The 25,913-nt window shown below is 74.7% G+C and carries 23 protein-coding genes and 1 pseudogene; 10 read left to right on the forward strand and 14 right to left on the reverse strand.

Features of this window, described 5'->3' with window-relative positions; translation table 11 throughout:
• Positions 1–70: 70 nt before the first annotated feature.
• Positions 71–991, reverse strand: coding sequence for an MHYT domain-containing protein (locus ACZ6AQ_RS00665; protein WP_468756433.1), 921 nt, complete (start codon positions 989–991; stop codon positions 71–73).
• Positions 992–1,305: 314 nt separating this feature from the next.
• On the opposite strand from ACZ6AQ_RS00665, the gene ACZ6AQ_RS00670 reads away from it, so the two are divergent.
• Complete coding sequence (locus ACZ6AQ_RS00670; RefSeq protein WP_468756435.1) at positions 1,306–1,896, forward strand: methylated-DNA--[protein]-cysteine S-methyltransferase; 591 nt, start codon at positions 1,306–1,308, stop codon at positions 1,894–1,896.
• Between the two features lie 224 nt (positions 1,897–2,120).
• Complete coding sequence (locus tag ACZ6AQ_RS00675; RefSeq protein WP_468756436.1) at positions 2,121–3,446, forward strand: MFS transporter; 1,326 nt, start codon at positions 2,121–2,123, stop codon at positions 3,444–3,446.
• 150 nt (positions 3,447–3,596) lie between these two features.
• On the opposite strand, the gene ACZ6AQ_RS00680 is transcribed toward ACZ6AQ_RS00675, so the two are convergent.
• From ACZ6AQ_RS00680 to ACZ6AQ_RS00695, 4 genes are all read right to left on the reverse strand, one after another.
• Entirely contained in the window at positions 3,597–4,589 is a 993-nt protein-coding gene (locus tag ACZ6AQ_RS00680) for a TolB-like translocation protein (protein ID WP_468756438.1), read from the reverse strand.
• 3 nt (positions 4,590–4,592) lie between these two features.
• On the reverse strand, positions 4,593–5,948 hold the full coding sequence (locus ACZ6AQ_RS00685) for an MFS transporter (RefSeq protein WP_468756440.1): 1,356 nt from the start codon (positions 5,946–5,948) through the stop codon (positions 4,593–4,595).
• Positions 5,948–7,288: a discoidin domain-containing protein gene (locus ACZ6AQ_RS00690; protein WP_468756442.1), complete on the reverse strand. Its 1,341-nt coding sequence runs from the start codon at positions 7,286–7,288 to the stop codon at positions 5,948–5,950. The genes ACZ6AQ_RS00685 and ACZ6AQ_RS00690 overlap by 1 nt, the downstream gene beginning before the upstream one ends.
• Positions 7,289–7,803: 515 nt before the next feature.
• Positions 7,804–8,160 (reverse strand): cupin domain-containing protein, encoded by a 357-nt coding sequence (locus tag ACZ6AQ_RS00695; RefSeq protein WP_388691686.1) that lies wholly within the window; start codon positions 8,158–8,160, stop codon positions 7,804–7,806.
• Between the two features lie 318 nt (positions 8,161–8,478).
• Between ACZ6AQ_RS00695 and ACZ6AQ_RS00700 the strand changes: the two are divergent.
• A pseudogene (locus tag ACZ6AQ_RS00700) lies at positions 8,479–9,375 on the forward strand (pseudouridine-5'-phosphate glycosidase); the annotation flags it as partial.
• Between the two features lie 182 nt (positions 9,376–9,557).
• Positions 9,558–10,472 (forward strand): carbohydrate kinase family protein, encoded by a 915-nt coding sequence (locus ACZ6AQ_RS00705; RefSeq protein ID WP_468756444.1) that lies wholly within the window; start codon positions 9,558–9,560, stop codon positions 10,470–10,472.
• 75 nt (positions 10,473–10,547) lie between these two features.
• Here the strand turns inward: ACZ6AQ_RS00705 and ACZ6AQ_RS00710 are convergent, their stop codons facing one another.
• A complete protein-coding gene (locus ACZ6AQ_RS00710; RefSeq protein WP_468756445.1) occupies positions 10,548–11,195 on the reverse strand; it encodes a nucleoside/nucleotide kinase family protein in 648 nt (215 codons plus the stop codon).
• 4 nt (positions 11,196–11,199) lie between these two features.
• On the reverse strand, positions 11,200–11,919 hold the full coding sequence (locus ACZ6AQ_RS00715; RefSeq protein ID WP_468756446.1) for a winged helix-turn-helix transcriptional regulator: 720 nt from the start codon (positions 11,917–11,919) through the stop codon (positions 11,200–11,202).
• A gap of 89 nt (positions 11,920–12,008) precedes the next feature.
• Between ACZ6AQ_RS00715 and ACZ6AQ_RS00720 the strand changes: the two genes are divergently transcribed.
• The 3 genes from ACZ6AQ_RS00720 (at position 12,009) to ACZ6AQ_RS00730 (ending at position 14,448) form a co-directional block, all read left to right on the forward strand.
• Positions 12,009–13,235: a pyridoxal phosphate-dependent aminotransferase gene (locus tag ACZ6AQ_RS00720; RefSeq protein ID WP_468756447.1), complete on the forward strand. Its 1,227-nt coding sequence runs from the start codon at positions 12,009–12,011 to the stop codon at positions 13,233–13,235.
• 68 nt (positions 13,236–13,303) lie between these two features.
• Entirely contained in the window at positions 13,304–13,762 is a 459-nt protein-coding gene (locus tag ACZ6AQ_RS00725; protein ID WP_388691678.1) for a hypothetical protein, read from the forward strand.
• Between the two features lie 11 nt (positions 13,763–13,773).
• Positions 13,774–14,448 (forward strand): DUF2293 domain-containing protein, encoded by a 675-nt coding sequence (locus ACZ6AQ_RS00730; RefSeq protein WP_468756448.1) that lies wholly within the window; start codon positions 13,774–13,776, stop codon positions 14,446–14,448.
• A gap of 47 nt (positions 14,449–14,495) precedes the next feature.
• Here the strand turns inward: ACZ6AQ_RS00730 and ACZ6AQ_RS00735 are convergent, their stop codons facing one another.
• The 3 genes from ACZ6AQ_RS00735 to ACZ6AQ_RS00745 all read right to left on the reverse strand — a co-directional run bounded on the left by ACZ6AQ_RS00735 (position 14,496) and on the right by ACZ6AQ_RS00745 (position 19,641).
• On the reverse strand, positions 14,496–15,284 hold the full coding sequence (locus ACZ6AQ_RS00735; RefSeq protein WP_468756449.1) for a chaplin: 789 nt from the start codon (positions 15,282–15,284) through the stop codon (positions 14,496–14,498).
• Positions 15,285–15,412: 128 nt separating this feature from the next.
• Complete coding sequence (locus ACZ6AQ_RS00740) at positions 15,413–16,684, reverse strand: SWIM zinc finger family protein (protein ID WP_468756451.1); 1,272 nt, start codon at positions 16,682–16,684, stop codon at positions 15,413–15,415.
• Complete coding sequence (locus tag ACZ6AQ_RS00745; RefSeq protein ID WP_468756453.1) at positions 16,681–19,641, reverse strand: DEAD/DEAH box helicase; 2,961 nt, start codon at positions 19,639–19,641, stop codon at positions 16,681–16,683. Before ACZ6AQ_RS00745 ends, ACZ6AQ_RS00740 begins: the two co-directional genes overlap by 4 nt.
• A gap of 223 nt (positions 19,642–19,864) precedes the next feature.
• On the opposite strand from ACZ6AQ_RS00745, the gene ACZ6AQ_RS00750 reads away from it, so the two are divergent.
• Entirely contained in the window at positions 19,865–20,200 is a 336-nt protein-coding gene (locus ACZ6AQ_RS00750; protein ID WP_388691666.1) for a hypothetical protein, read from the forward strand.
• A 111-nt stretch (positions 20,201–20,311) separates the two neighbouring features.
• Positions 20,312–20,596, forward strand: coding sequence for a DUF6343 family protein (locus ACZ6AQ_RS00755; RefSeq protein ID WP_468756455.1), 285 nt, complete (start codon positions 20,312–20,314; stop codon positions 20,594–20,596).
• A 51-nt stretch (positions 20,597–20,647) separates the two neighbouring features.
• Here ACZ6AQ_RS00755 and ACZ6AQ_RS00760 read toward each other — a convergent pair whose 3' ends face one another.
• The 3 genes from ACZ6AQ_RS00760 to ACZ6AQ_RS00770 all read right to left on the reverse strand — a co-directional run bounded on the left by ACZ6AQ_RS00760 (position 20,648) and on the right by ACZ6AQ_RS00770 (position 22,749).
• The gene (locus ACZ6AQ_RS00760; protein WP_468756457.1) at positions 20,648–21,016 is read right to left on the reverse strand and encodes a tetratricopeptide repeat protein; all 369 of its coding nucleotides are present in this window, start codon (positions 21,014–21,016) and stop codon (positions 20,648–20,650) included.
• A 139-nt stretch (positions 21,017–21,155) separates the two neighbouring features.
• On the reverse strand, positions 21,156–21,779 hold the full coding sequence (coaE, locus tag ACZ6AQ_RS00765; RefSeq protein ID WP_468756459.1) for a dephospho-CoA kinase: 624 nt from the start codon (positions 21,777–21,779) through the stop codon (positions 21,156–21,158).
• 31 nt (positions 21,780–21,810) lie between these two features.
• Positions 21,811–22,749, reverse strand: coding sequence for a PAC2 family protein (locus ACZ6AQ_RS00770; RefSeq protein WP_468756461.1), 939 nt, complete (start codon positions 22,747–22,749; stop codon positions 21,811–21,813).
• Between the two features lie 221 nt (positions 22,750–22,970).
• Between ACZ6AQ_RS00770 and ACZ6AQ_RS00775 the strand changes: the two genes are divergently transcribed.
• Positions 22,971–23,918: a right-handed parallel beta-helix repeat-containing protein gene (locus tag ACZ6AQ_RS00775; RefSeq protein WP_468756463.1), complete on the forward strand. Its 948-nt coding sequence runs from the start codon at positions 22,971–22,973 to the stop codon at positions 23,916–23,918.
• Between the two features lie 143 nt (positions 23,919–24,061).
• On the opposite strand, the gene rpsA is transcribed toward ACZ6AQ_RS00775, so the two are convergent.
• On the reverse strand, positions 24,062–25,567 hold the full coding sequence (gene rpsA / locus ACZ6AQ_RS00780) for a 30S ribosomal protein S1 (RefSeq protein WP_467392197.1): 1,506 nt from the start codon (positions 25,565–25,567) through the stop codon (positions 24,062–24,064).
• Between the last annotated feature and the right edge of the window lie 346 nt (positions 25,568–25,913).

Genomic DNA, 25,913 nt, shown 5'->3' on the forward strand with positions numbered 1-25,913 from the left:
GCAACCACCGTACGACCCGGCACCGACACTCGGGCGGTGGTCGGCCTCCCGTCCGGCCTCCGGGCGCGCGTCACCAGTCCTGGGAGCGGTGTCCGGTCCGGGCCGCGGCCCTGCGCGCGGTGCGGACGGAAGCGCGGCGTCCGGGGCGTCGTCCCGGCGGTCCGGCCGTCCAGACGGCGGGGTCGCCGTAGTGGGTCGGCACGCGGCGCGGGGCGGGCACGCCGGGGCGGTGCACGGCCCGGTCCGGGAGCCGCCGCCCCTCGGGGCCGCCCGCCACGAGCAGCGGGTCGAACATGAGGACGACGGCGGCGAGGACCAGGAAGACCGCCGGGCCGATCAGCATCGGCAGGAGGGACGAGGGGGCGGCGGTCGCGGTGGCCCCGGTGCCGTGCAGGTGGACGGTGACGGCGGCCATGGCGGTGTAGTGCATGCCGGTGACGGCTCCGCCCATCACCAGGCTCGCGCCGAGCCCCGCCAGGAAGCCGTGCACGGAGACGGCCGCCCAGAGGGCCCCGGTGGCGGCCACCACGGCGACGACCACGGAGAGCGCGACGGTCGCCGTGTCGTACTCGACCCGGCCGGGGAGTCGCATTCCGGCCATGCCGAGGTAGTGCATGGTGGCGATGCCGAGACCCGTGACGGTGCCGCCGGTGACCAGGGAGAGGACGGTCGCGCCCCGGCATCCGACGATGTGGAGGCCGATGCCGACCATGAGGACGGCGACGCCCAGGCTGGCGAAGCTGAGGGGGCGGTCGTAGCCGACCGGCGCCTGCCGGACCGAGAAGCCCGTCATGGCGATGAAGTGCATGGTCCAGATGCCGGTCCCCGTCGAGACGGCGCCGAGGACGAGCCAGCCCCTCCTGAAGGCGTCGTGGCGGCGGAGGGATCTGACCGTGCACCTCAGGCCGAGGGCGCCGCCCAGGCACGCCATGAGAAAGGCGGCCACCGGCGTGACGAGCCCGTAGCTGAATCCGTCGACCGTGCCCTGCATGAGCGTGTGCCCTCCACCCCTGGTGCGACGTCGTCCGAAAACAGTCGGTGTCGTCGGCTAGTACTACCGGGGCGTGATTATGGCGCGCCGGGGACGCGGCGGCCATGTGACCGGGGAATTTCCTTCGGCGGGACCGGAGCGGGACGGGTCCGCGGGCCTCCGTGACGGCCGGGAGCCCCCGGGGCGGCCCGGGGGCTCCCGTGGCGCGTCCTCGCCCCCCGGGAGCCGCTCCGGACCGGGCCGGCCGGACCGACCGGGCCGACCGGGCAGACCGGACCGACCGGACTGTCGGAGGCGGGTCGTACCGTGGGCGCATGGACATCGAAGCGGTGCCGGGGGCGGCCCCGGCGGCGGGACCGGCGGGCGGGGAGCGGGCCGTCCCGGTGGAGTGGACGGTCGTCGGAAGCCCCGTCGGGCCGCTCCTGCTCGCCGCGACCGGCCGGGGGCTCGTGCGGGTCGGGTTCCACGCCGACGCGGCACGGCGGGAACGGATGCTCGACCGGCTGGCGGAACGGTTCGGGGCGCGGCCGGTGGAGCGCGTCCAGGGGGCGCTCGCGGAGGCGGTGCGCCGGTTCGACCGGTACTTCGCGGGTGATCCGGCCGCGCTGGACCTGCCCCTGGACTGGAGCCTGACGTCCGGGTTCAACCGGCGGGTGCTGCGCGAGTTGGCGGCCGGCGTCCCGTACGGCACGGTCGTCGGGTACGGGGAGCTGGCGAGGCGCGTGGGACAGCCGGGCGCGGCACAGGCGGTGGGGGCGGCGATGGGTTCCAACCCGCTGCCGGTGGTGGTGCCGTGCCACCGGGTGGTGGAGAGCGGCGGCGGGCTCGGCGGCTTCGGGGGCGGCCCGGAGGCCAAACGGCGGCTGCTGGAGCTGGAGGGGGTGCTGCCGGCGCCGTTGTTCTGAGGGAGGGGCACGGGGGCCGGAGAGCAATGCCCGGGGCGAAGGCGCGAGGTTCCCGGGCGCGAGGGGGGCCGGGGGCGAAGGCACGGGGCTCCCGGGCGAGGAGGGCCGGGGGCGCGGAGTTCACGGGCGAGAGGGATCGGGGAGCCGGGAGGGGGAGCCCCGCCGGTCGGTCGGGGGCCGCGCGGGCGTTCCCTTCGGATGGGACCGCTGGCACACTCTCGTCAGTGATCCAGACCCCCGACGCCCCTGACGCCTCCGCCGCCGTCCCGCCCGGCCGTACGTCCCTTCCCGTCCCCGCTCCCGTCACCGCCGCCGGACTGCCCGCGCTGCGCCGGCGCGTCCAAGCCGTGCTGATCGCCACCCAGATCCTCGGGGGCCTCGGCATCGCCATCGGAGTCGCGCTCGCCGCCGTCCTGGCCGCGGAGGTCGGCGGCACCGAAGCGCTGGCCGGTCTGGCGTCGACGGCGACGGTGACCGGCCCCGCGCTGCTCGCCATGCCGCTGGCGACCCTGATGGCCGCACGGGGACGCCGGGCGGGACTCGTCCTCGCGTACCTGCTGGGGGCGCTGGGCGCCGGGGTCGTGGTGCTCGGTGCGGTCACCGACAGCTTCGCCCTGCTGCTCACCGGGCTCGTGGGCTTCGGCGCGGGGTCCTCGGCCAACCTGGCGGCCCGGTTCGCCGCCGCCGACCTGGCCGAGCCGGACCACCGGGCCCGGGCCATCTCCACGGTGGTGTGGGCGACCACCGTCGGGGCGGTGCTCGGCCCGAACATCGCCGCGCCCGCCGGGAGGAGCGTCGCGGGCCTGGGCGTGCCGGCCGCGGCGGGCCCCTTCGTCTGGGCCGCCGGCGTCTTCGTGGTCGCGGCGGCCGTGGTGGCCCTGGCGCTGCGGCCGGACCCTCTCCTCACCGCCCGCGCGCTGGCCGGCGCGGAGCCGGGAACGGAACCGGGCGGGGCGGCGGAGGGCCGTTCCCTGCGGGCCGGGATGCGGGCGGTGCGGGAGTCCCCGCGGGCCCGCCTCGCCCTGGTCACCGTCGCGGGCTCGCACACCGCCATGGTGTCGATCATGTCGATGACGCCGGTGGCGCTCACCCACCACGGCGCGGACATCCGGCTGATCGGACTCGTCATCAGCGGGCACATCGCGGGCATGTACGCCTTCTCGCCGCTGATGGGATGGCTCTCCGACCGGCTGGGCCGGCTGTCGGTGATCGGGCTCGCGGTCGGGCTCATCGGGACGGCGGCGCTGGTCGCGGGCACGGCGGGGCCGAGCCACGGCCGGATCGCCCTGGGCCTCTTCGTCCTGGGTCTGGGCTGGTCGGCGGGGCTGGTGTCCGGCTCGGCGCTCCTCACGGACTCGGTCCCGCAGGCCGCGCGGGCCGCGGTCCAGGGGCTCTCCGACTTCGTCATGAACACGGCCGCCGCGGTGGGCGGCCTGGCGGCCGGCCTGATCGTCTCGCGGGCGGGCTACGGCCCGCTGAACGCGATCGCCGCGTGCCTGCTGCTGCCGATGGCCGCGCTGGCCCTGCGGGGGACCTTCCGGAAGGCATGAGGCCACCGGCGGGCCGGGGCGGCGCGAAGGTCCGGGACCACCCGCAGGCCCGGGGCGACCGGCGGGCCCGGCAGACCGACGGGCCCGGCAGACCGACGGGCCCGGCCCACCGGGGGCGGACCCGGCACCGGAAGCGGTCCGCCTCCCCCGTCAGCGCGGTGCCGCCGGGGACGAGGCTCCGCCGATCAGCTGCCGGGGAGCGCCCGTACCGTCGGCCGGCACGGACCAGACCGCTCCCCCGTATCCGTACGCGAGGGTCCGCGGGTCCGTCCAGAGCGCCTGGTCGTCGATGCCCCGCCGCTCCGCGACGGCGTGCTCGCGGCCGGTGCGCAGGTCGTACACGTACAGCCGCCACGGGTCGTCCGGTCCGTCGGAGACCCGCTTCTTGAAGGCGATCCGGGTGCCGTCCGGGGAGAGCGAGGGGCACTCGACGTTCTCCCGCAGGGCCTTGGCCGACCAGTTCTTCATGTCCCCCTCGACGAGATGGGTGCGGCCGTTCGTCGAGACGGTGGCGTAGAAACGGTTGTCGTCGGCGGCGAAGCTGACGCCCCAGTAGTTGACGTCGGGGGCGTGGTGGCGGCGCCCTCCGAGGGTGAGCGGGATCAGCTCCATGTTCTTCACCAGGTAGCCGGTGCGCAGGTCGAGGATCGAGGTGCGGGTGGAGAAGGACGAGCGGGCGTACGAGTCGCCGGTCGCGAACATCGTCCAGGAGAGCATGTTCCCCGAGGCGGAGACGCGGGCGCGGCTGGGGATGCCGGGCAGCGCGATGCGGCGGATCTCGCGCAGCTGCCGGTCGAGCACGATGACGTACGAGCGGGCCGGTACGCCCGGCCGCCGCTGGAGGCAGAGCGCGGTGGGTCCGGCCGCGTGGAAGCGGTCGCAGGACGGGCCGCCGACCACCCGGCCGCCGGGCGCGGAGGGTGCCACGCGCGCGACGCGCCCGCTCGCGGTGTCCCGGGCGTAGAGCGCTCCGGCGCCGCCGGTGAGGACGAAGCCGGGGTCGGCGGCCCCGGTGGCCCCGGTCCGGCCGGAGGCCGCCCGCAGCGTGTAGGCGGTGGCTCCGCCGCCGAGCAGGACGAGGGCGAGCACGATGATCCACACACGCGCGCGCGTGGACGGGCGGCCGTCGGTCGGGGCGCTCATGGGTCAGTCCTTCCGGGGGGACGTGGGGACGGTGGCCGGGGAGCCGGGCAGCAGGCGGGCGGCGCAGCACAGGGCGGCCGCGAGGGCGACGAGCGCCGCCACGAGCGCCGTCTCCTGCCCGCTCGCCGTCCAGACCGCGCCGAACGCGACGGCGGCGCCGACGCGGGCGAGGGCCTGCACGGTCTGGACGAGGGCGAGGCCGCCGGCCCGCCGGCCTTCGACGAGGAACGGCCCGGTGAGGGCCATCAGGACGCCGTCGGTGGCGGCGTAGAAGATCCCGAGCAGTCCGAGGACCCCGGCCAGGGCCACCGTGTCGGACACGGGGGCCAGGAGCAGTCCGTAGGCCAGGAGCAGGGCCCCGTGGCCGTACAGGAGCGGTCCGCGGCGCCCGAAGCGGTCGGCGAGGCGTCCGGCCGGGACGGCGAGCAGCAGGTAGACGGCGGCGGCGCCGAGCGGCAGGAAGGGGAACCAGGTCGCGTCGAGGTCGAGGCGCTGCTGGAGCAGCAGGTAGAGGAAGGCGTCGCCGATGGTGGCGGCGCCGAGGAGGCCGGCGCAGAGCACGATCCGGCGGTACGCGGGCGAGCCGAGGGCGGCGAAGAACCCGTTCCGTGCGCGGGGCGCCGCCGGGGCCGTGTCCCGCACGTCCTGCTCATCCCGCGCTTCCCGCACGTCCCGCGCGCGCCGGGGTCCCGGCACCCCCGGGGTCGCCGGGACGGCTCCGGGTCCGGGGGCGCTCCGCCGGCCGGGGACGAGGAGCACCCACAGCAGGACGCCGAACGCCCCGACGCAGAAGCTGACGGCGAAGACCGCCTCGTACGCCTCGGCCGTCGCCCACAGCAGGGCGACGGCGACCAGGGGCCCCAGGAGGGCGCCGGCGGTGTCCATGGCGCGGTGCGTGCCGAAGGCGCGGCCCAGGTCCTCGGGTGCGCTGTTCAGGGTGATGAGCGCGTCCCGGGGGGCGGTGCGCACGCCCTTGCCGAGCCGGTCGGCGGTGATCGAGGTGGCGATCCACCCGGCCGCGCCGCCCGCGAGGAGGAGGCCGAGCCGGGAGCAGGCGGAGAGGGCGTAGCCGAGTCCGGCGATCTGCTTGTGGCGGCCGCCGCGGTCGGCGGTGGCGCCGCCGAGGAGCCGCACGAGCGCGGTGGCCCCGGTGGACAGCCCGTCGAGCAGGCCGAACTGGAGGGGTGAGAGGCCGAGTCCGAGGATCAGGTAGAGCGGCAGGACGGCCGTCACCATCTCCGAGGAGACGTCGGTGACCAGGCTGACCGCACCCAGGGCGATGACGGTGCCGGAGACGCGCCGCCGGGCCCCGGAGGGCCGGGACGGCGCGTCGCGGCGACCTGTGGTCGCGAGGTACATCAGTGGCAGGTGTAGGTCGGGCCGGAGTCCTTCACCTGGTTGTCGGTGCCGACGTACTGCCAGGTGTAGGTGGTGTCGGTGAGGTCCAGCTTCAGGACGCCGTACTGGCCGCTGATCCGCTTCTGGCTGTTCGGCTGGACGGTCTCGATGTCGTAGGGTTCGGCGCCGCCCATGCCGCCGACGATCTCGACGATGCCGTCCGCGGTGGCCTTCCCGTCGGGGTCCTGCGGGGCGAAGCGCTCGTAATGGTGGTCGTGCCCGTTGAGCACCAGGTCGGCCTTGGCCCCGTAGAGGATCTGCCACACGGGCCTGGAGACGGGGTCGTTGCCGTGCCCGCCGGAGGAGTACAGCGGGTGGTGGAAGTAGGCGGCGACGCAGCCCTTGGTGTTCCGCGCGAGGTCGTCCTTGAGCCACTGGATCTGCGCGGCGTCGTCGAAGGAGTTGGAGTCGAGGGCGACGAAGTGCCAGTTGCCCTGGTCGTAGCTGTAGTAGGGCTTGCCCTGCGGGTAGGCGATGGCGCCGAAGTACGACTTGTAGCCGGCGAAGGCGCCGGCCGGGTCGTACGACTCGTGGTTGCCGGGCACGGGCCGGGTCTGGGCCTTGAAGGCGCCCCACGTCTTGTCGTAGTAGTTGCGGAAGTCCGAGAGCCGGGCGTCGTCGTACTGGCTGTCGCCCATGGTCAGGTAGAACGACGGCGCGATCCGCTGGGCGAGCGCGGCGGTCTTGGGGTGGGCGCAGGAGCTGCTGGAGGCCGTGCACTGGGCGGCGATGTCACCGGCCGCGACGACCGTGAAGGCCCCGGTGGGCGGGGTGGTGGTGCCGGTGGTGCCGTAGACCTCCACCGTGTAGAGGGAGTAGCCGTACGAGGTGCCGCGGGCGGTCCCGTAGACCCGGAGGTAGCGGCCGGTGCCGGTGAGACCGGTCCAGTCGTCCGTACCGCCGTTGCCCGCGGTCTCGTTGGCGAGGCGGGTCCAGGTGGTGCCGTCGGCGGAGATCTCGACGCGGTACGCCTTGGCGTAGGCGGCCTCCCAGACGAGTTTGACGCGGGAGACGGTGGCCGAGGGGCCGAGGTCGACCCGGATCCACTGGGGGTCGGAGCCCTCGGCGCTGGCCCAGCGGGTGGTGGAGACGCCGTCGAACGCCTTCTCCGGGCCGAAGGTGCTGTCCTCGACGGAGGACGCGGTGGCCGGCCGGCCCTGGGAGATCACCGCGTCGGCGGCGGCTCCGGCCCGGTCGGGGAGGACGAGGAGGAGTCCGCCGACGAGCATCAGGACGGCGGTGAGGACGAAGGCGGACCGTTGTGTGGTGCGGCGGGGTGGTGCGGAGGCGTACAGGCGCATACCTGGGCTCCCTGACCTGAGGGGGTGGCGAGAGCTGGACACGGGTGCGGGGAGCACCACGGACGTGCCGCGTGCCGCCGTCCGGTCGCCCGTGCCGTGTGCCACCGGCACGGACGACCGGCCGGGTGGCGGTGCGGAGTGCCACACGGTGGTGGTGCCCGGCGGCCGGGTCAGAGCTCTCGCTGAGCGCGTCACGCCCCGGGGGCGGGGCGCCGCGCCAGGCCGCCGACCGGGATGCTAGCGGACAGGAAGGTTTCCTACCAGACTCCTGGCGAGGTCCCGCCACGGCCCGCGGGCGGGCGGGGGCGGGTTTTCGGCCATGGTCCGCGAGCGGGCGTGGCGGCCCTTCGACGGGGGTCCATGCACGGCCGTACGGCCCCCCGGCGGGGGTCCACGGACGGGCGGGGCGGCCCCCGGCGGGGTCCACGGACGGGCGGGGCGGCCCCCGGCGGGGTCCACGGACGGGCGGGGCGGCGGCCCCCGGCGGCGGCTCCGCGCGGCGGTCCCGCCCGGCCTCAGAGGCTGATGTGGTACGCCTTGCGCAGGGTCTCGTGGACGGTCCAGGTGGTCCGGTCGCCCTCGCGCAGCACACAGGCGTCACCGGGGCCGACCTCCAGGGTCCCGCCGCCCTCGACGGCGACGGTCGCGCGCCCGGAGACCACCACGAACAGTTCGTCGGCCTCGGTGTCGGTGACGACGCCGGGCGTGATCTGCCAGATGCCGCGGATCTGCTTCCCGTCCGCCGACTCCCACAGCACCTTGCCCGTCACCTCGGGCGTGCCGGAGACGATCCGGGCGGGGTCGAGCGGCTCCGCTTCGAGCTCCGCGTCGGGGATGTGCACGGCGAAGGAGGGCGGTTCGTGTGTCGTCATGGGCGGTGACTGTAGCGGGGGCCCGTGCGCCCTCCGGGGCCGGGACCGCATGGAAGCCATGGTTCCGGTTCGGCTTCCACCAGGCACGATGCCGGACCCGGTGGGGACGACTGGATCCGCACCGCCGCACCGGCCGGACGCCCGGCGGGCGTCGCCGCAGCTCGCGGCGGCTCTCCGGCCGGCACCGGGCGGGCGCCGCGGCCGTTCCCGGCGGCCCTCCGGAGCGCTCCGTCACGGATTTCGCGGTCCGCGCCGGGAGCGTGGCAAGAGATCGCCACCGAGGTTTGCGGGGCCGCCAGCCGCGCCAAGGAAGGGAACATGTCCACACACGTGTCCGAAGAGGTACGGGAGGCGCTCCACGCGGGCCGTCCCGTCGTCGCGCTGGAATCGACGCTCGTCTCCCACGGCCTGCCGCGCCCGCGCAACCTCGCGGTGGCCCGTGAACTGGAGGAGCTGGTGCGGGGCGCGGGCGCCGTCCCCGCCACGATCGCGGTGGTGGACGGCGCGGCCCGGGTGGGCCTGGACGACGCCTCGCTGATGCGGATCGCCGAGGACCCTGCGGTGCGGAAGCTGGGCCACCGCGACCTGGCCCCGGCCCTGGCGACGGGCGCGACCGGCGCCACGACGGTCTCGGCGACGGCCTGGCTCGCGGACGCAGCGGGCATCCGGGTGTTCGCGACCGGCGGCCTCGGCGGCGTGCACCGCGCGTGGGAGGAGACGCAGGACGAGTCCGCCGACCTGCGGCTGCTCGCCCGGGTCGGCACCACCGTCGTCTGCGCGGGCGTCAAGTCGATCCTCGACGTGCCCGCGACGCTCCAGCGCCTGGAGACGCTGGGGGTGACGGTCGTCGGGTACGGCACGGAGCACTTCCCCGGCTTCTACCTCTCCTCCTCGGGCGAGCCCGTCGACTGGACCCTGCGGACCCCGGAGGAGGTGGCGGGGGTGATGCGCGCCCAGGACCGCCTGGAGGGCCTCCGGACCGCGCTCGTCGTGGCCAACCCGGTTCCGGAGAGCGAGCAGTTGGACCCCGCGCTGCACGACCGGGTGCTCGCGGAGGGGCTGGCGGCGGCGAAGGAGAAGAGGATCACGGGCCAGGCGGTGACACCCTTCCTCCTCGCCCACCTGACGGAGCACACGGAGGGGGCGTCCCTGGAGGCCAACCTGGCGGCGATACGGGGAAACGTACGGCTCGCGGCGAGGATCGCGGCGGCGTACGGGGCGGAGTCGTGCGGAGCGGAATCGTGCGGGGCAGGGCCGTACGGGACGGGGCCGTACGGGACGGGGCCGGGACGTCCGGAGTCGTGCGGAGCGGGCTCAGGAGGCCGTGAGGAGTACGGGGCGGAGACACCCGGCGCCGGAGGCCCGGGCGGCGCGGGAGCGCGTGGCGCGGACGGCCGGTGACCCGCCCCGGGGGCGCGCTGCTGGTCGTCGGGGACGTGGTCACGGACGTCGTGGCCCGGCACCGGACCCCGCTCGCGCCCGCCACGGACACCGCGGCGGAGATCCGGACCCTTCCCGGCGGCGCCGGGGCCAACGCGGCGTGCTGGGCGGCGCGTTCCGGCCACGGCGAGGTGCGGCTGCTCGGCCGGGTGGGTGCGGACGCGGCCGACTGGCACGCACGGGCGCTGCGGGCGGCGGGCGTACGGCCCCTGCTCGTCCCGGACGCGCAGGCGGCGACGGCCACCGTCGTCGCGCTCGTGGACGCCTCGGCCGAGCGCACCTTCCTCACCGACAGCGGTGCCGCGCTGCGCCTCTCCCCCGGCGACTGGTCCCCGGGACTGCTCGACGGGGTGGCCCGACTGCACCTCTCGGGTTACCTGTTCTTCGCCGTGCCGAGCCGGGCGGCGGTGCTCCGGGCGCTGCGGGACGCGCGGGAGGCGGGGGTCCCGGTGAGCGTGGACCCGGCTTCGGCGGGGTTCCTCACGACGCTGGGGGCGGACCGGTTCCTGACGGCCGCGGAAGGCGCCGAGGTGCTGCTGCCCAACGCCGACGAGGCCCGGGTCCTCACCGGACGCGCCGATCCGGAGCGCGCGGCGGCGGAGTTGAGCCGGCGCTTCCCGCTGGTCGTGGTCACCCTGGGAGCGGCGGGCGCGCTGGTCGCCGAGGGCGGGGCGGTCACCGCGCGGGTGGCGGCGGCGCCGGTGCGGCCGGTGGACTCGACGGGCGCGGGCGACGCGTTCACCGGCGCGTTCCTGGCGGCCCGGCTCGCGGGCGCGGGTCCGGCGGAGGCGGCGGAAGCCGGGTGCGGGGCGGGCGCGGAGGCGGTCACCGTCGTGGGCGGCAGGCCCCCGGTCCGGACGGCGGACGGCTGAACGCGCTCCCGGAGACCCCGGACGGGAACCGGACTCCGGGGGTCTCCCCCCGGAAGCCCGCGGGCCCGTCGCCCGTCACCCCTCGTCCTCCCGGCCGAGTCCCGTCCAGGCCGGACGGCGCGGGTCGTCGGCGCGTACGACGACGTCCGCCGTCTCCTCCGGCCCGACCTCCGTCTCGTACCGGGCGAAGGCGGGCAGGGTCCAGGGCTCACCGGCGCGCCGGGCGAGGGCGGCGGGCGAGAGCCGCAGGTGGACGGTGAGGTCGAAGGGGAACCAGTGACCGAGCAGGAAGGGGCCGTGCAGGACGAGGACCCCGCCGGGCGGCAGCGTGACGTACGGACTGCGGGTCGCCCGGTCCGTGACCGGGTCCCACAGGTCGGGCAGCACCCGGCCGGTGCCGCCGGGCTCCAGCGGGCCGAAGACCTCCCGCCACAGGGCCCCGGTGTCGGTCCACCCGCCGTAGTACGCGTCGGGGTCCCGTTTGCCGTACTCGTACCGGAGGGAGGCGGGCCGCAGGAAGCCGCCCGTGCCCACCAGGTGGACGGGGCGTCCGCGCGCCCGCAGCGCTTCGGCCAGCGCGGCGGCGAGTCCGGCGCCGGGAGCGGCGGGCGGTCCGTCGATGCCGACCTTGAGCCACTCGCCGCCGTCGCCGGGGACGGCCGCGTCGACGTGCCCGGCGAGCGCCTCCGCCAGCCGGTCCCAGGTGATCGCCTCGTACCGCATCCCCTCACTCTGCCCGTACGTGCGGCGGACCGTCGTTACCGGGCCCGCGCGGCAGCACGGCGAGCCGGTCCGCGAGGGCCCGCGCGGCGGCGAGGGGCTCCGTCCCGTCGGTCCCCCGCCCGTCCGCGAGCGCCGCGCGCCCCGAAGCGACCGCCCCGGCGAGCGTCAGCTCCCCCGCCGCGAGCGCCCGGCACGTCGCCGCGTCGGTCCGCAGCCGGGCGTCCGGTGCCTCCGCCGTGCCGTCCCCGTACGCGACGGAACCGCCGGCCCCGACCCGTACGTGGAACTCCCCCTCGTCCAGGGTGACCTGCACCGTTCCCGGGCCCAGCTCCGCGAGGACACCGAGGAGCGGGACGGCGTACCAGTGGGCGCGTACGGCGTCGGTGGGTCCCGGCTCCCCCAGTGCGGGCGCTCCCCAGGCGGCGAGGGAGCGGAGCACGGGCAGCAGGTCCCGGCCGCGCGGGGTGAGCTCGTACACGGAGGCCGGGGCGGGCGGGGGCAGTCGGCGCCGGGTGACGAGCCCGGTGCCCTCCATGTCCTTGAGGCGGCCGGCCAGCACGTCCGTGCTGACGCCGGGCAGGTCGGCGTGGAGGTCGGTGTAGCGGCGCGGTCCGGCGAGGAGTTCGCGGACGACGAGCAGGGTCCAGCGGTCGCCGACGAGGTCGAGGGCGCGCGCGGCGGCGCAGTGCTGGTCGTAGCTGCGGCGGCGTGGCTGACGGGGCATGCGACGCAGTCTAGACAAGTTGTTGGACTTTCCAAGCTCGGACTTGGTAAAACCAAGCAACACTCATTCCGGGATCTGGGAGGTCGGACGTGGAGTTCCGGCAGTCGAGCAAGCTGAACGGGGTCTGCTACGAGATCCGCGGCCCGGTCGTCGAACACGCCAACGCCCTGGAGGAGGCGGGCCACAGCGTCCTGCGCCTCAACACGGGCAACCCGGCGCTCTTCGGCTTCGAGGCGCCCGAGGAGATCGTCCAGGACATGATCCGGATGCTCCCCGGCGCCCACGGCTACACCGACTCCCGGGGCATCCTCTCCGCCCGCCGCGCGGTGGCCCAGCGCTACCAGGCCATGGGCCTGCCGGAGGTGGACGTGGACGACGTCTTCCTCGGCAACGGCGTCTCGGAGCTGGTCTCCATGGCCGTGCAGGCCCTCCTGGAGGACGGCGACGAGGTCCTGATCCCCGCCCCCGACTTCCCGCTCTGGACGGCCGCCACCACCCTCGCGGGCGGCAGGGCCGTGCACTACCTCTGCGACGAGTCGGCCGACTGGTACCCGGACCTGGACGACATGGCCTCGAAGATCACCGACCGCACCCGGGCCGTCGTCCTCATCAACCCCAACAACCCCACCGGCGCGGTCTACCCGAAGGAGATCGTCGAAGGCGTCCTCGACCTGGCCCGCCGCCACGGCCTGATGGTCCTCGCCGACGAGATCTACGACCGGATCGTCTACGACGACGCCGTCCACCACCCGGCCGCCTCCCTCGCCGACGACCTGGTCGTCCTCACCTTCGGGGGGCTCTCCAAGACCTACCGGGTGGCCGGTTTCCGCTCCGGCTGGCTGGTCGTCACGGGCCCGAAGCAGCACGCCAGGAACTACCTGGAGGGCCTCACCATGCTGGCCTCCATGCGGCTCTGCCCCAACGCCCCCGCCCAGTACGCCATCCAGGCCGCGCTCGGCGGCCGCCAGTCGATCGACGAACTGACCGCCCCGGGCGGCAGGCTGCGCGAACAGCGCGACCGCGCCTGGGAGAAGCTCAACGAGATCCCGGGCGTCTCCTGCGTGAAGCCGAAGGGGGCCCTCTACGCCTTCCCGCGCCTCGACCCGGCCGTGCACAGGATCCACGACGACGAGAAGTTCGTCCTCGACCTGCTGCTCCGGGAGAAGATCCAGGTGGTGCAGGGCACCGGCTTCAACTGGCCGCGCCCGGACCACTTCCGCATCCTGACCCTGCCGCACGCCGACGACCTGGACGCCGCGATCAGCCGCATCGGCCGCTTCCTGGGCGGGTACCGGCAGGAGCCCGCCGGACGGTGACGCCCGCCCGCCCCTGCTGTCATGATCGGGGGGTTCGGAGGCCGAGGGGAACGGGAGGGCGGCCGGTCATGGATGCGGCGCTGATAGCCGTGGCGGGAACCCTGCTGGGTGCCGTCTTCACGCACTGGTTCCAGGGACGGGCCGCCGAGCGCGCGGCCGTGCTCGCCCGGACCGAACAGCTCCGGCAGGAGAGGATCGTGACCTACAGCGCCTTCGCCGGCGCGGTGGTCGACTACCGGCACAGCCAGAACGACCGCTGGTTCAGCGCGTTCCGGGAACCCGGCTCGGAACGGGCGGAGGAGTCCCGCCACGCCTCCTACCGGCAGCGCACCGCCGCCCGGCAGGCCCTGTTCCGCGTCCAGCTGGTGTGCGACGACCCCGAGACGCGTCGGCTGGCCGAGGCGGCCTTCCAGGAGACCCACTGCATGCACGAGGCGGTGGACGAGGAGGAGCGCGTCCGGTACTCCGACCGGGCCAAGGAAGCACTCGCCCTGTTCGTCGCCGCCGCCGCTCCCGGCGTCCGCTGACGGGGGCCGACGTGGACCTCGTCGCGCCGGTCGTCGTGGAACCGCTCCGGCGGCGGCGCTGCTCGGAGTGTCACCGGGGGCCGCTGGAGCGGATGATCGTGGAGTTCGGCGCGCCGGTCTGCCTGGACTGCGCCGACCTCGGGCACCTGGTCTTCCTGCCCCGGGGCGACACGGCCCTGACCCGGCGGGCCCGCGAGGGCAGCACGCTCTGGGCCGTGGTGGTACGGCACAACCGGCGCCGTACGCGGTACGAGCGCCGGGGCCTCCTGGTCGAGGAGGCGGCGCTGGCCCTGGCCGAACGGGCCTGCCTGGCGGACGCGGAGGCACGGGCCGGGCGGCGGGCCCGGGACGCGGCGCGGCGCGCGGTCCTCGACGCCCGGGTCACCGAGGCCCTGCGGGCGGAGATCCTGCGGCTCTTCCCGTCGTGCCCGGCGGACCAGGCCGACGAGATCGCCGCCCACGCCTCGGCGAAGGGCAGCGGGCGGGTGGGGCGCACCGCCGCCGGCCGCTCGCTCGACCGCGGCGCGGTGACCGCCGCCGTACGGGCCGCCGTACGGCACGTCGACACGCCGTACGACACCCTGCTGATGCAGGGGGTGCCCCGGCACCGGGCCCGGGCGAGGGTCGCTCCCGCCATCGAGGCGGTGCTCCGGTCCTGGCGCGGCGGCGAGGACGCGCGCGACTGACGGCCCGCCGCCGGCGCGCGTCGGTCCGGCCGCCGGGCCGCGGTCCCTCAGACCTGGTCCGCGGCGCGGCGCGCGCGACGGTACAGCAGGGCGCCGCCGAGGAGCAGGGCGACGCTCGCCGGGGCGGCGTAGCCGATGGCGTCCGAACCGGTGGTGGCCAGCGCTTCCTTCTCCGTCCCGCCCTGCGGCGCGGGGGCCGGGGCGGGCGTCACGGTCTGCGTCTGCGGGGCCGGGACGTTGCGCACGGGGGTCTGCGGGCGCGGCGTCGGCTTCTCGATCGGCTGCGCCGGCTTCGAGGGGCCGTTGACCGCGGTGTTGCCGAAGACCGGGTTGCCGACGCCGACCACGTTGACCGAGTTCCCGCTGACGTTCAGGGGGAGGTCGACGGGCAGCTGGAGGCCGTTCCCCGAGAGCACGCCCGGCGATCCCTGGGCGTGGCTCTCGGCGGTGGAGCCGCCGCCGTTGGAGGAGCCGCCTCCGTGGGCGCCGCCGGCCTGCTCCCCGCCGCGCGGGGTGGCGGGCTCGTCCTTGTGGGAGTGGGGGTGGCCGTGGGAGCGGCCGTCCCCGTCCGAGCCGTGACCGGCGGGCCCGGAGGAGAGGTTGGCGCAGCCGTTGCCGAAGGCCGGGTTGAGCAGCCCGACGACGTCGACCGTGTTGCCGCAGACGTTGACCGGCACGTGCACCGGCAGCTGAAGCGTGTTGCCGGAGCCGACGCCCGGCGAACCGATCGCGGCGCCCTGGGCGCCGGCGTCGGCGTGCGCGGCGCCCGCCGAGAGGGCGAGCGCTCCACCCGTGACCAACAGTGTGGCCAGACCACTTCGGCGAATCTGCCTCATGGCTTCCTGCCTTCCGGAGGTGTGCACGGGCAAGTGCCCGTACCCGAATCAACGCGGCACACGTACCTGCCGGATTCGACCGCCGGAGGGTTTCACTCCAACGAGTGCGGAGCGTTCGAGTGTGGACTTCAGTGCCCCAGGAGAGCGGAAAGGGCTCCGACCGGGTCGGGATCGGGGTCGCCGCGCGGCCACCAGTCCTCGCGGCCGGGGTCCGACTCGTATCCGTACCAGAGGCCGTCCCGGCCGAGCCGGAGCTGGAGCGACCGGTCGGAGAGGCGGTTCCGCCAGGGCCGGAGGGCGGGGAACCCGGAGGCGAGCAGCGCGGGCCGCGCCCGGTCGAACGGTCCCGCCGGCGGGTCCCACGGCTCCTCCAGGACCGCGAGGCCCTCGGCTCCGCCCTGCCGCCAGGCCGCGACGGCGCGGGCGAGGTCCGTGGGGGTGCGGTCGAGCGCGTGGGCCAGGTCGCGGTAGAGCGCGCGGGTGGCGGCGGTGAGGCCGGAACCGGGGTGCGCGGCGGCCAGGCGGACCGCGTCCTGCCAGGGGGTGAGCGCGGCGACCGGATCGACCCCGGTGGTGAGGAACCCGTGGGCGCGGGCGGCCGCCTCGGTGGCGAGGAGGTCGAGCGCGAGCGGGTCGGGGGCGGCGGGGTCGGGCGGGAAGACGGCCGGACGGCCGGGCCGGGCCGGGGGCGGCAGGGGGGCGGGCAGGGGCGGGAGCGCCGCCCCCGCGGCCGCGTCGAGCGCGGCACGGGCGGGGACGGTGGGCATCGGCGGGGCGGCGGCACTCGTCTCGGCGGCGGAACGGACCGCGTTGCGCCGGGTGAGCCCGGCGAGGAGTTCCTGCTCGCCCCGGCCGCGCATCAGGAAAAGGACGAACGGGTCCTCGTCGAGGAGCCGCGCGGCCTGGTAGCAGAGGGCCGCGGCGTGCTTGCAGGGATAGCCGTCGTCCGGGCAGGAGCAGTCGGGAACCAGGTCGCCGGGCTCGGGCAGCAGTCCGGTGACGGCCTCCAGGGCGTGCGGCACGTCCTTGTCGAGGAGGGCGGCGATGTGGTCGGGGCGCGCGGCGGCCTCGTCGAGGAACCGCTCCCAGCCCTCGTCACCGAGGGTCCGCATCCTGATCTCGGTGCGGTACGGGCGGGGCCGGGTGCCGTGCACGGAGGCGACGACCCGGCCGGGGGTGACCGTGATCGCGTCGACGTGGCCGCGCCTCGCGTACGCCTTGCCGCGCGCCAGACGGGCCGGATCGAGGGCGGTGTCCTCCAGGGCGTCGACCCAGGCGTTCCCCCACCAGGTGGAGGCGAACCGGCCGTCGGGGGCCTCCCGGGGCGCGACCTGCGGGAAGGAACGGCGGCGGTCGTCGTGGCGGGGGACGGCCCCGCGCGCGGTCCGGGCGCGGTTCACGAGGGCCTCCTCAGGGACACCAGATCGGCGAGCTCACGGTCGGTGAGTTCGGTGAGGGCGGCCTCGCCGGAGCCGAGGACGGCGTCGGCCAGGGCCCGCTTCGCGCGGAGCATCTCGGCGATGCGGTCCTCGACCGTGCCCTCGGCGACGAGCCGGTGGACCTGCACCGGCCGGGTCTGTCCGATGCGGTAGGCCCGGTCGGTGGCCTGCTCCTCGACGGCCGGGTTCCACCAGCGGTCGTAGTGGACGACGTGGCCGGCCCGGGTGAGGTTGAGACCGGTGCCCGCCGCCTTGAGGGAGAGCAGGAAGACCGGGACCTCACCGGCCTGGAAGCGGTCGACCATCCGTTCCCGCTCGGCCACGGGGGTGCCGCCGTGGAGGAGCTGGGCCGGTGTGCCGCGCACCGCCAGGTGCTCGGCGAGGAGCCGCGCCATCGACACGTACTGGGTGAAGACGAGCACGGACCCGTCCTCGGCGAGGATCGTGTCGAGGAGTTCGTCGAGCAGGGTGAGCTTCCCGGAACGGCCCGTCAGCCGGGTGGCGCCGCGCGGGGCCTGTTCCCCGAGGTACTGGGCGGGGTGGTTGCAGATCTGCTTGAGGGAGGTCAGCAGCTTCATGACGAGGCCCCGGCGGGCCATCCCCTCGGCCTCCTCGATCCGCGCCATGGTCTCGCGGACGACCGCCTCGTAGAGGGACGCCTGCTCCCGGGTGAGGGGGACGGGGTGGTCGGACTCCGTCTTGGGCGGCAGTTCGGGGACGATGCCGGGATCGGACTTGCGGCGGCGCAGCAGGAAGGGGCGCACGAGCCGGGCGAGCCGTTCCACGGCCTCGTCGTGCTCGATCTCGTCGTGGTTCTCCACGGCCCGGGCGTGCCGGGAGCGGAATGCCTTGAGCGGGCCGAGGAGCCCGGGGGTGGTCCAGTCGAGGATCGCCCAGAGTTCGGAGAGGTTGTTCTCCACGGGGGTGCCGGTCAGCGCGACCCTGGCGGGCGCGGAGATCTCGCGCAGGGCCCTGGCGGTCGCGGAGAACGGGTTCTTGACGTGCTGCGCCTCGTCGGCGACGACCATCCCCCACTCGTGTCCGGCCAACCGGGCGGCGCTGGTGCGCAGGGTGCCGTAGGTGGTGAGGACGAAGCCGCCCCCGGCGCCGTCCAGCTCCCGGTCGGCCCCGTGGAAGCGCCGTACGGGCACGCCGGGGGCGAACTTCTCCACCTCCCGCTGCCAGTTGCCGAGCAGGGACGCCGGACAGACCACGAGGGTGGGGGCGCGGCGCGCGCGGCGCAGGTGGAGGGCGATGAGGGTGACGGTCTTGCCCAGGCCCATGTCGTCGGCGAGGCAGCCGCCGAGGCCGAGCGAGGTCATCAGGTCCAGCCAGGCGAGGCCCCGGAGCTGGTAGTCGCGCAGGGTGGCGGTGAGGCCGGGCGGGGCCTGCACCTCCTCCGGACCGGCCAGGAGCCGGTCGCGGAGCGCGGCGAGCGCTCCGACGGGGACGGCCGGGACGGTCTCGCCGTCCACCTCGACGGTGCCGGTGAGGGCGGCGCCGAGGGCGTCGACCGGTTCGAGCAGGCCCAGCTCCCGTTTGCGGGCCTTGCGGACCAGGTCGGGATCGACGACGACCCACTGGTCGCGGAGGCGCACGACCGGCCGGTGGGCCTCGGCCAGGAGGTCCATCTCCCCCTCGGTGAGCGGGTCGCCGTCGAGGGCCAGCTGCCAGTTGAACCGCAGCAGTTCCTCGCTGTCGAAGAAGGAGGTGCCGTCGGTCGCGGAACCCGGCGCGGGGCGGACGACGGCCGAGGCGCTGAGCGAGCGGGCCAGCTCGCGCGGCCAGTGGACGACGACCCCGGCGTCGGCGAGCCGGGCGGCGGCGGGTCCGAGGAGCTCGTACAGCTCGTCCTCGGTGACGGCGAGGACGTCGGGCACGTCCCGCTCCAGGAGCCGGGCCAGCGGAGGCCAGACGCGCGCGGCCCGGCGCAGGGCGAGGACGGCGTCGACCCGGGCCCGGGGCCCGAGGTGCTCGCCCTCCCCCGCCCAGAGGGCCGCGGCGTCGACGACGAGGGTGGGGTCGGCGAGGCTGTGGACCTGGAGGAGCGCGGCGGCGGCGTGGCGCTCGCCGGCGTTCTCCCCGGCCGCCTCCGTGAAAGTGCCGGCGGCCTCCGTGGCGTCCGCAGCGCCCCCCGCGTCCGCATTGACCGTGTTGTCTGCGTTGTCTGCGTTGCCTGCGTTGCCTGCGTTGCCCGCTTTGCTTGTGCTGCCTGTGCCGTCTGTACTGTCGAAGAGTTCGTATGCCGACAGGTCGAGGCGGAGCGAGACGCGGACCCCGGCGTCCATTCCGGCCGCGGCCTCGGCGGCCCAGGCACGCGCGCGGGGCAGGTGCTGCGGGGCACGGGCCGCGAACGGCGCCCCGACCGCGTGGGCGGCGGCCGGGGTGCGGGGCAGGACGTCGGCGACGGCGTCGAGGAAGGCGCGGACGAGGGCTTCGGGATCGGGCAGCCTCAGCGGCCCCCGGCCGGGCACCGGCACGGCGTAGGCCTCGGCCGGCAGGGCGGCGGCGACGGCCCGCAGGTGGGCGATGTCGTCGGCGTCCAGGGGCCCGGCCCGCCAGGCGTCCAGGTCGTCGGCGGTCAGCCCCGGCAGCAGCCGGCCCCGGGCGGCCAGGTGCAGGGCGTGCAGGGCGGCGGCGCCCCAGCCGGCGGTGGCCGGATGGGCGGCCGGGTGGTGGCGGGCCGCGACGAGGTGGGGCAGGGCGGCCTCGACGGAGAGGGTGACGGCGGGGACCTCACGGCCCCGGGCACCGCCGCCGTGCCGCCGGGCGACGGTCAGCCGGACGCGCTCCGCGCCGGTCGTCGTCGCCGGGTCGGGCAGCGCTCCGCCGTCGGGTGCCCAGAAGGCGATCCGGCCCTCGCGGGGAAGGGCGGCCGGCCGGAAGACGGCGGCGCCGGTGATCCAGGTGTGCGTCACGGCCGTCCCCCTTCCCGCTTCCGTCGCGGGACGGATCTCCCACTGGATCTCCGACTGTACGGGGGAGGTCTGACAACGGGCCGCCGAGCGGTTCCCCCGGGCGGCCCAGCAACGGATGACACGGGGTCCACCGGGCGGGAGGGTGGGCCTGGACCGGGGTCGGACCCGCGGAACCGCCGTCCGCCGCCGTCCGCCGTCTTCGCCCGACAGAAGAGGATTCGACATGTCCGTTCGCCGGCGTCTCACGACCGCCACCGGGGCCGTGCTGCTCGCCCTCGCCGTCGCCGGCTGCTCGGGCCTCGGCCGCAGCGCCGTGGGCACGATCTCGTACGAGACGGAACGCGATGCGGGGGTAATGGTGACGAGCCCCTCGGTGAAGGGCTGTCACCGCCTGGCGCCGTCCGGCGCGACCGGGGTCGAGAACGGCACCCTGGTCGACATCGTGCTGTACAAGACCCGGGACTGCCGGGGCGAGGACTCGACCTACCTGCCGACCAGCAGCGGTGACCGGATCGTGCCGGGCACCCCTCCCTGGCGCAGCTACACCGTCGTCCACTGAGGCGTCCGCCGGGCGCGTCCGCCCCTTTCCCCTTCCGCCCCCGGCGGGTCCATCCTGGAAGTGACCGGAAGGACCGAGGCACCGGAAGGACCGGGCGGGGAGGTGACCGTCATGCGGACCGGGAACGAGCCGGTGACCGCGCGCAGCCCGCTGCGGATGCGGTTCTGGCTGGGCGTGTGGGGGCTGTTGTGGGCGGCCTTCGGCACGGTCGCGTTCGTCCTGGTGGGGCGCCCCGGCTGGGCCGCCGCCTGCGGGGTGCTGTTCCTGGTGGTCCTGGCCGACCTGGGCCTCGTGGTGCGCCACATGCGCCAGGGTCCGCACTGGCAGCCGGGGCGGGACGTCCCTCCGTACGATCCCGATCACGGTGGCACCGGCACGGGACGCGAGGGGCGCTGAGCGCCGCGCGCACGTCCTCGGCTCTCGTTCCGCCCGGGGCCCGGCGGGTCCTCAGCCCTCCGGGCCGAATCCCGCCGCCCGCACGTACTCCGGCTTCGGGTCGAGCGCGGCGGCGAGACGGAAGTGCCGGAGGGCCTGGGCGGTCCGCCCGGAGCGTTCGAAGGTACGGCCGAGGGCGAAGTGCGCGAACGCGTTGTCCGGCTCGCGCTCCAGGACCAGTTCGAACTCCAGCTGCGCGGGGCGCAACTGGGCGGCCGCGAAGAACGCCCGGGCGCGCAGCAGGCGCGCGGCGGTGTTCTCGGGGTGGGCGGCGATCACCGAGTCCAGCAGTTTCACGGCTCCCCGGGGGTCCCGCGCGGCCAGCAACTGCTCGGCGGCGCGGAAGTCGATGACGTGCGTTTCCGGGGTGCTGTCGGCCACGGTGGCATCCTTCCCTCGTACACGGGGTTGAACACCGGTCCCGGTGGCGGCATTCCGCGGCCGCCCCGCCCGCGCGGAGCCCGCCGGGCCGGACGGGACGAAGGCCGCCGGGCCGGACGGGCACCGCGAGGGGCGGCGGTCAGGCAGGAGGATCGGTCCGGGCGGCGGACGCGGCCCGGCGTTCCAGTTCCTCCCAGACCTTCTCGACCTGCGGCTCCAGCGCGTCGAGCGGCCCGTCGTTGTCGATCACGAGGTCCGCGACGGCCAGCCGCTCCGCGCGCGTGGCCTGGGCCGCCATCCGGGCCCGCGCCTCGGACTCGCTCATGCCACGGATCCGTACGAGCCGGTCGAGCCGGGTCTCCGGGGCCGCGTCCACGACCACGACCAGGTCGTAGAGCGGCGCGAGCCCGTTCTCCGCGAGCAGGGGTACGTCGTGGACGACGACGTCGCCCGCGCCCGCCCGGCTCTCCAGCTCCGCCGACCGGGCCCCGACCAGGGGGTGGACGATGCCGTTGAGGACGGCCAGGCGGTCGGGGTCGGCGAACACGACGGAGCCGAGCTTCGGCCGGTCGAGCGTCCCCGCCTCCGTGAGGACGCCGTCGCCGAACGCCTTCACGACGGCCGCGAGCCCCGGGGTCCCGGGCTCGACGACCTCGCGGGCGATCCGGTCCGCGTCGATCAGCACGGCTCCGTACGACACGAGCAGCCGTGACACTTCGCTCTTGCCGGCGCCGATCCCGCCGGTCAGGCCCACCTTCAGCATGAGCGGCAGCTTAGGGCCTGCCCCCGCGGGGCTACGCCTCGCCCTCCCGCTCCGCGAGGAAGCGCTCGAACTCGCGGCCGAGCTCGTCCGCCGACGGAAGGTCGACGGGCTCGGCGACGAGGCTGCCGCGGGTCTCGGCGCCGGACACCGCGTCGTACTGGTGCTCAAGGCCCCGTACGAGCGTCACCAGCTCCTCGTCGCCCTCCCCGATCTGGCGGTCGATCTCGGTCTGGGTGCGGCGGGCCTCCGTCCGCAGGGAGTGGGCGACGCCCGGGAGGACGAGGCCGGTGGCGGCCGTGACGGCTTCGAGGACCGTCAGGGAGGCGTCCGGGTACGGCGAACGGGCCACGTAGTGCGGGACGTGGGCCGCGACTCCGAGGGTGTCGTGCCCGGCCTCCGTGAGCCGGTACTCGACGAGGGACTCGGCGCTGCCGGGGACCTGGGCCTCGTCGAAGGGGCTGGAATGACCGGGCATGAGGTCGGTGCGGCTGCCGTGCGGGGTGAGCCCGACCGGGCGGGTGTGCGGCACGCCCATGGGGATGCCGTGGAAGTTGACGGCGAGGCGCACACCGAGGCGCTCGACGATCTGCTGGACGGCGAGGGCGAACCGTTCCCATTCCACGTCCGGTTCCGGACCGGAGAGGAGGAGGAAGGGGGCGCCGGTGGCGTCCTGCACGAGGCGGACCTCGATGGACGGCGTCTCGTACGCGGTCCATCGGTCGCGCCGGAAGGTCAGCAGCGGACGGCGGGCGCGGTAGTCCACGAGCCGGTCGTGGTCGAAACGGGCCACCGGCTGGTGGGGAAGGGTGTCGAGCAGGCGCTCGACGATCTGCCCACCGGCCTCGCCCGCGTCGATGTAGCCGTCGAAGTGGTACAGCATGACCAGTCCGGCCGACTCCTGTGCCAGGGCCAGGTCCACGACGGCCAGGCCCTTCGGGTCCCATTCGTACAAATCCTGGGGATCAAGCACGGTTACCGCTCCTCCTCGTGTTCTCTCTGGCAACGTGCCGCGCGGCGCCGCCATTCCCGGTGCGCGCGATCTCCCGCGGGACGGCACGAACTCCGGCCACTGGTCCAGACCTTGACACGGGCAGGGTGGCTCCCTACCGTCTCGGAACAGCTCCGCGTTCAGCATCCCGATCCTTGTGCACATACGGGAACGTCCCCCATTCCTGCACCGGAAGGTCCCCCATGCGCGCCCGAACGCTGCTCCTCCCCCTCCTCCCGGCCCTGCTCGCCGTCCCGCTCGTGCCCGCCCCGGCCGTCGCGGCCACCGTCGAGGTGACGACGGCGGCCCAGCTCAAGACGGCGCTCGCCGGCGCACGCCCCGGCGACACGATCCACCTCGCGGACGGCACGTACACGGGCAACTTCAAGGCCACCGTCCCCGGCACCTCCTCCGCACGGATCACCCTGACCGGCTCCTCGCGCGCCGTGCTGACCGCCGGGGGCGGCTACGGGCTGCACCTCGACGGCGCCTCCTACTGGACGGTGGAGGGGATCACGGTGACCGGCGGCCAGAAGGGGATCATGGCCGACGCCGCGAACCACGTGGTGATCGACGGGGTGACCGTGCACGGCCTGGACATGGAGGGGGTGCACTTCCGCAACTCCAGCAAGAACGGCGTCCTCAGGAACTCGCGGATCTACGACACCGGGAACGACGGGCGGGGCATGGGCGAAGGGGTGTACGTCGGCACCGCCAACGCGCTCACCGACAGGAGCGACAACGCACAGATCCTGAACAACGTCATCGGGCCGGACGTGGGCGGTGAGAACGTGGACATCAAGGAGGGCACGACGGGCGCGAAGATCGTCGGGAACACCTTCGACGGGCGCGGGCTGACCGGCGTCCACTACGACGACTCCTGGGTCGACGTGAAGGGCAACGGCGTCCTCGTGGCGGACAACACCGGGGTGAACACGACGAACAACGGCTTCGAGACCCACAGCCAGCAGAGCGGCTGGGGCTGCGGAACGGTCTTCCGGGGCAACCGCTCGGACCTCAGGGGCGCGACCGGGGCGCAGCGGCTCGCGATCAACGTCACCCACCGGAGCGGTTCGTGCGTGACCACGGTCCACTCCTCGAACACGGTGATCGGCGGGAACGGTCTGACCAACATCCCCGTCACCCCCTGAGGCGCCCGCACACGCCCGGCCGGTCCGGGCGCTCGGGCCGGACCGGATGCCCGGACCGGCCGGGCGGAAAACGACGAGGCCCGCTCCCCCGGAGGGGAACGGGCCTCGTTTCGCTAGCGGCTAGCGCTCAGCGGAGAGCCTGTTCAGCTCTGGCCGCCGGCCAGCTTCTCGCGCAGGGCGGCGAGCGCCTCGTCCGACGCCAGGGCGCCGGAGTTGTCGTCCGACTCCGAGGAGTACGAACCACCCGAGATGCCCGCACCGGCGTTGCCGGCGGCCGGGGCGGCAGCGCCCTCGGCAGCGGCGGCCTCGTCGGCCTCGCGGGACTTGATGACCTGGGCCTGGTGCTGCTCGAAGCGGGACTGCGCCTCGGCGTACTGGGTCTCCCACGCCTCGCGCTGGGTCTCGAAGCCCTCGAGCCAGTCGTTGGTCTCGGGGTCGAAGCCCTCGGGGTAGATGTAGTTGCCCTGGTCGTCGTAGGACGCGGCCATGCCGTACAGGGTCGGGTCGAACTCGACCGAGGCCGGGTCGGCACCGAAGGACTCGTTGGCCTGCTTCAGCGAGAGGCTGATGCGACGGCGCTCGAGGTCGATGTCGATGACCTTGACGAAGATCTCGTCGTTGACCTGGACGACCTGCTCCGGGATCTCCACGTGGCGCTCGGCCAGCTCGGAGATGTGGACCAGACCCTCGATGCCCTCGTCCACACGGACGAACGCACCGAACGGAACCAGCTTGGTGACCTTGCCCGGGACGACCTGGCCGATCTGGTGGGTCCGGGCGAACTGCTGCCACGGGTCCTCCTGCGTCGCCTTCAGCGACAGGGAGACACGCTCGCGGTCCATGTCCACGTCGAGAACCTCGACGGTGACCTCCTGGCCGACCTCGACGACCTCGGACGGGTGGTCGATGTGCTTCCAGGACAGCTCGGAGACGTGCACGAGGCCGTCGACGCCGCCCAGGTCCACGAAGGCACCGAAGTTGACGATCGAGGACACGACGCCGGAGCGGACCTGACCCTTCTGGAGGGTCGTGAGGAAGGTCTGGCGGACCTCGGACTGGGTCTGCTCCAGCCAGGCACGGCGGGACAGGACCACGTTGTTGCGGTTCTTGTCCAGCTCGATGATCTTCGCCTCGAGCTCCTTGCCCACGTAGGGCTGGAGGTCGCGGACGCGGCGCATCTCGACCAGGGAGGCCGGGAGGAAGCCGCGGAGGCCGATGTCGAGGATGAGACCACCCTTGACGACCTCGATGACGGTACCGGTGACGATGCCGTCCTCTTCCTTGATCTTCTCGATGGTGCCCCAGGCGCGCTCGTACTGGGCACGCTTCTTCGAGAGGATCAGGCGGCCTTCCTTGTCCTCCTTCTGAAGGACCAGGGCCTCGATCTCGTCGCCGACCTTGACGACCTCGTTCGGGTCGACGTCGTGCTTGATCGAGAGCTCGCGGCTCGGGATGACACCTTCGGTCTTGTAACCGATGTCGAGCAGGACCTCGTCCCGGTCGACCTTCACGATGACGCCGTCGACGATGTCGCCGTCGTTGAAGTACTTGATCGTCTCGTCGATCGCGGCGAGGAAGGCTTCCTCGTTACCGATGTCGTTGACCGCAACCTGCGGGGTGGTGGCGGTGGTCTCGGTGCTGCTCGTCATGTGGGAAAGGGCTCCGGTTACGGACAGAAAGTCGTAGGTACTGCTACGCCGAGAGCCCGTATCGCACCAAGAAGCCGGACAGCCAATGAGACGCCCTTCCCGCGGACGGGAGGATGCCTCGAAAACCGAGGGGACATATACCAGGTACGAGCGCGGCCTGCTCCGTCTGAGGCACGCAGACCCGCAGCGCAACCTTTAGCATACGGAAGCGGCCGGACAGGGTCAATGCGCGAAGCGCGCACCCGGGGCAGAACCGCTCAACTCCGGCACCATTCACGGTTTTCCGCGCCGTGTCGGCGGGTCCGCCGCACGGCGCCACTGAGCGCAAACTACATCGGCGGGCGAG

The sequence above is a fragment of the Streptomyces sp. NPDC041191 genome, from assembly GCF_055591945.1.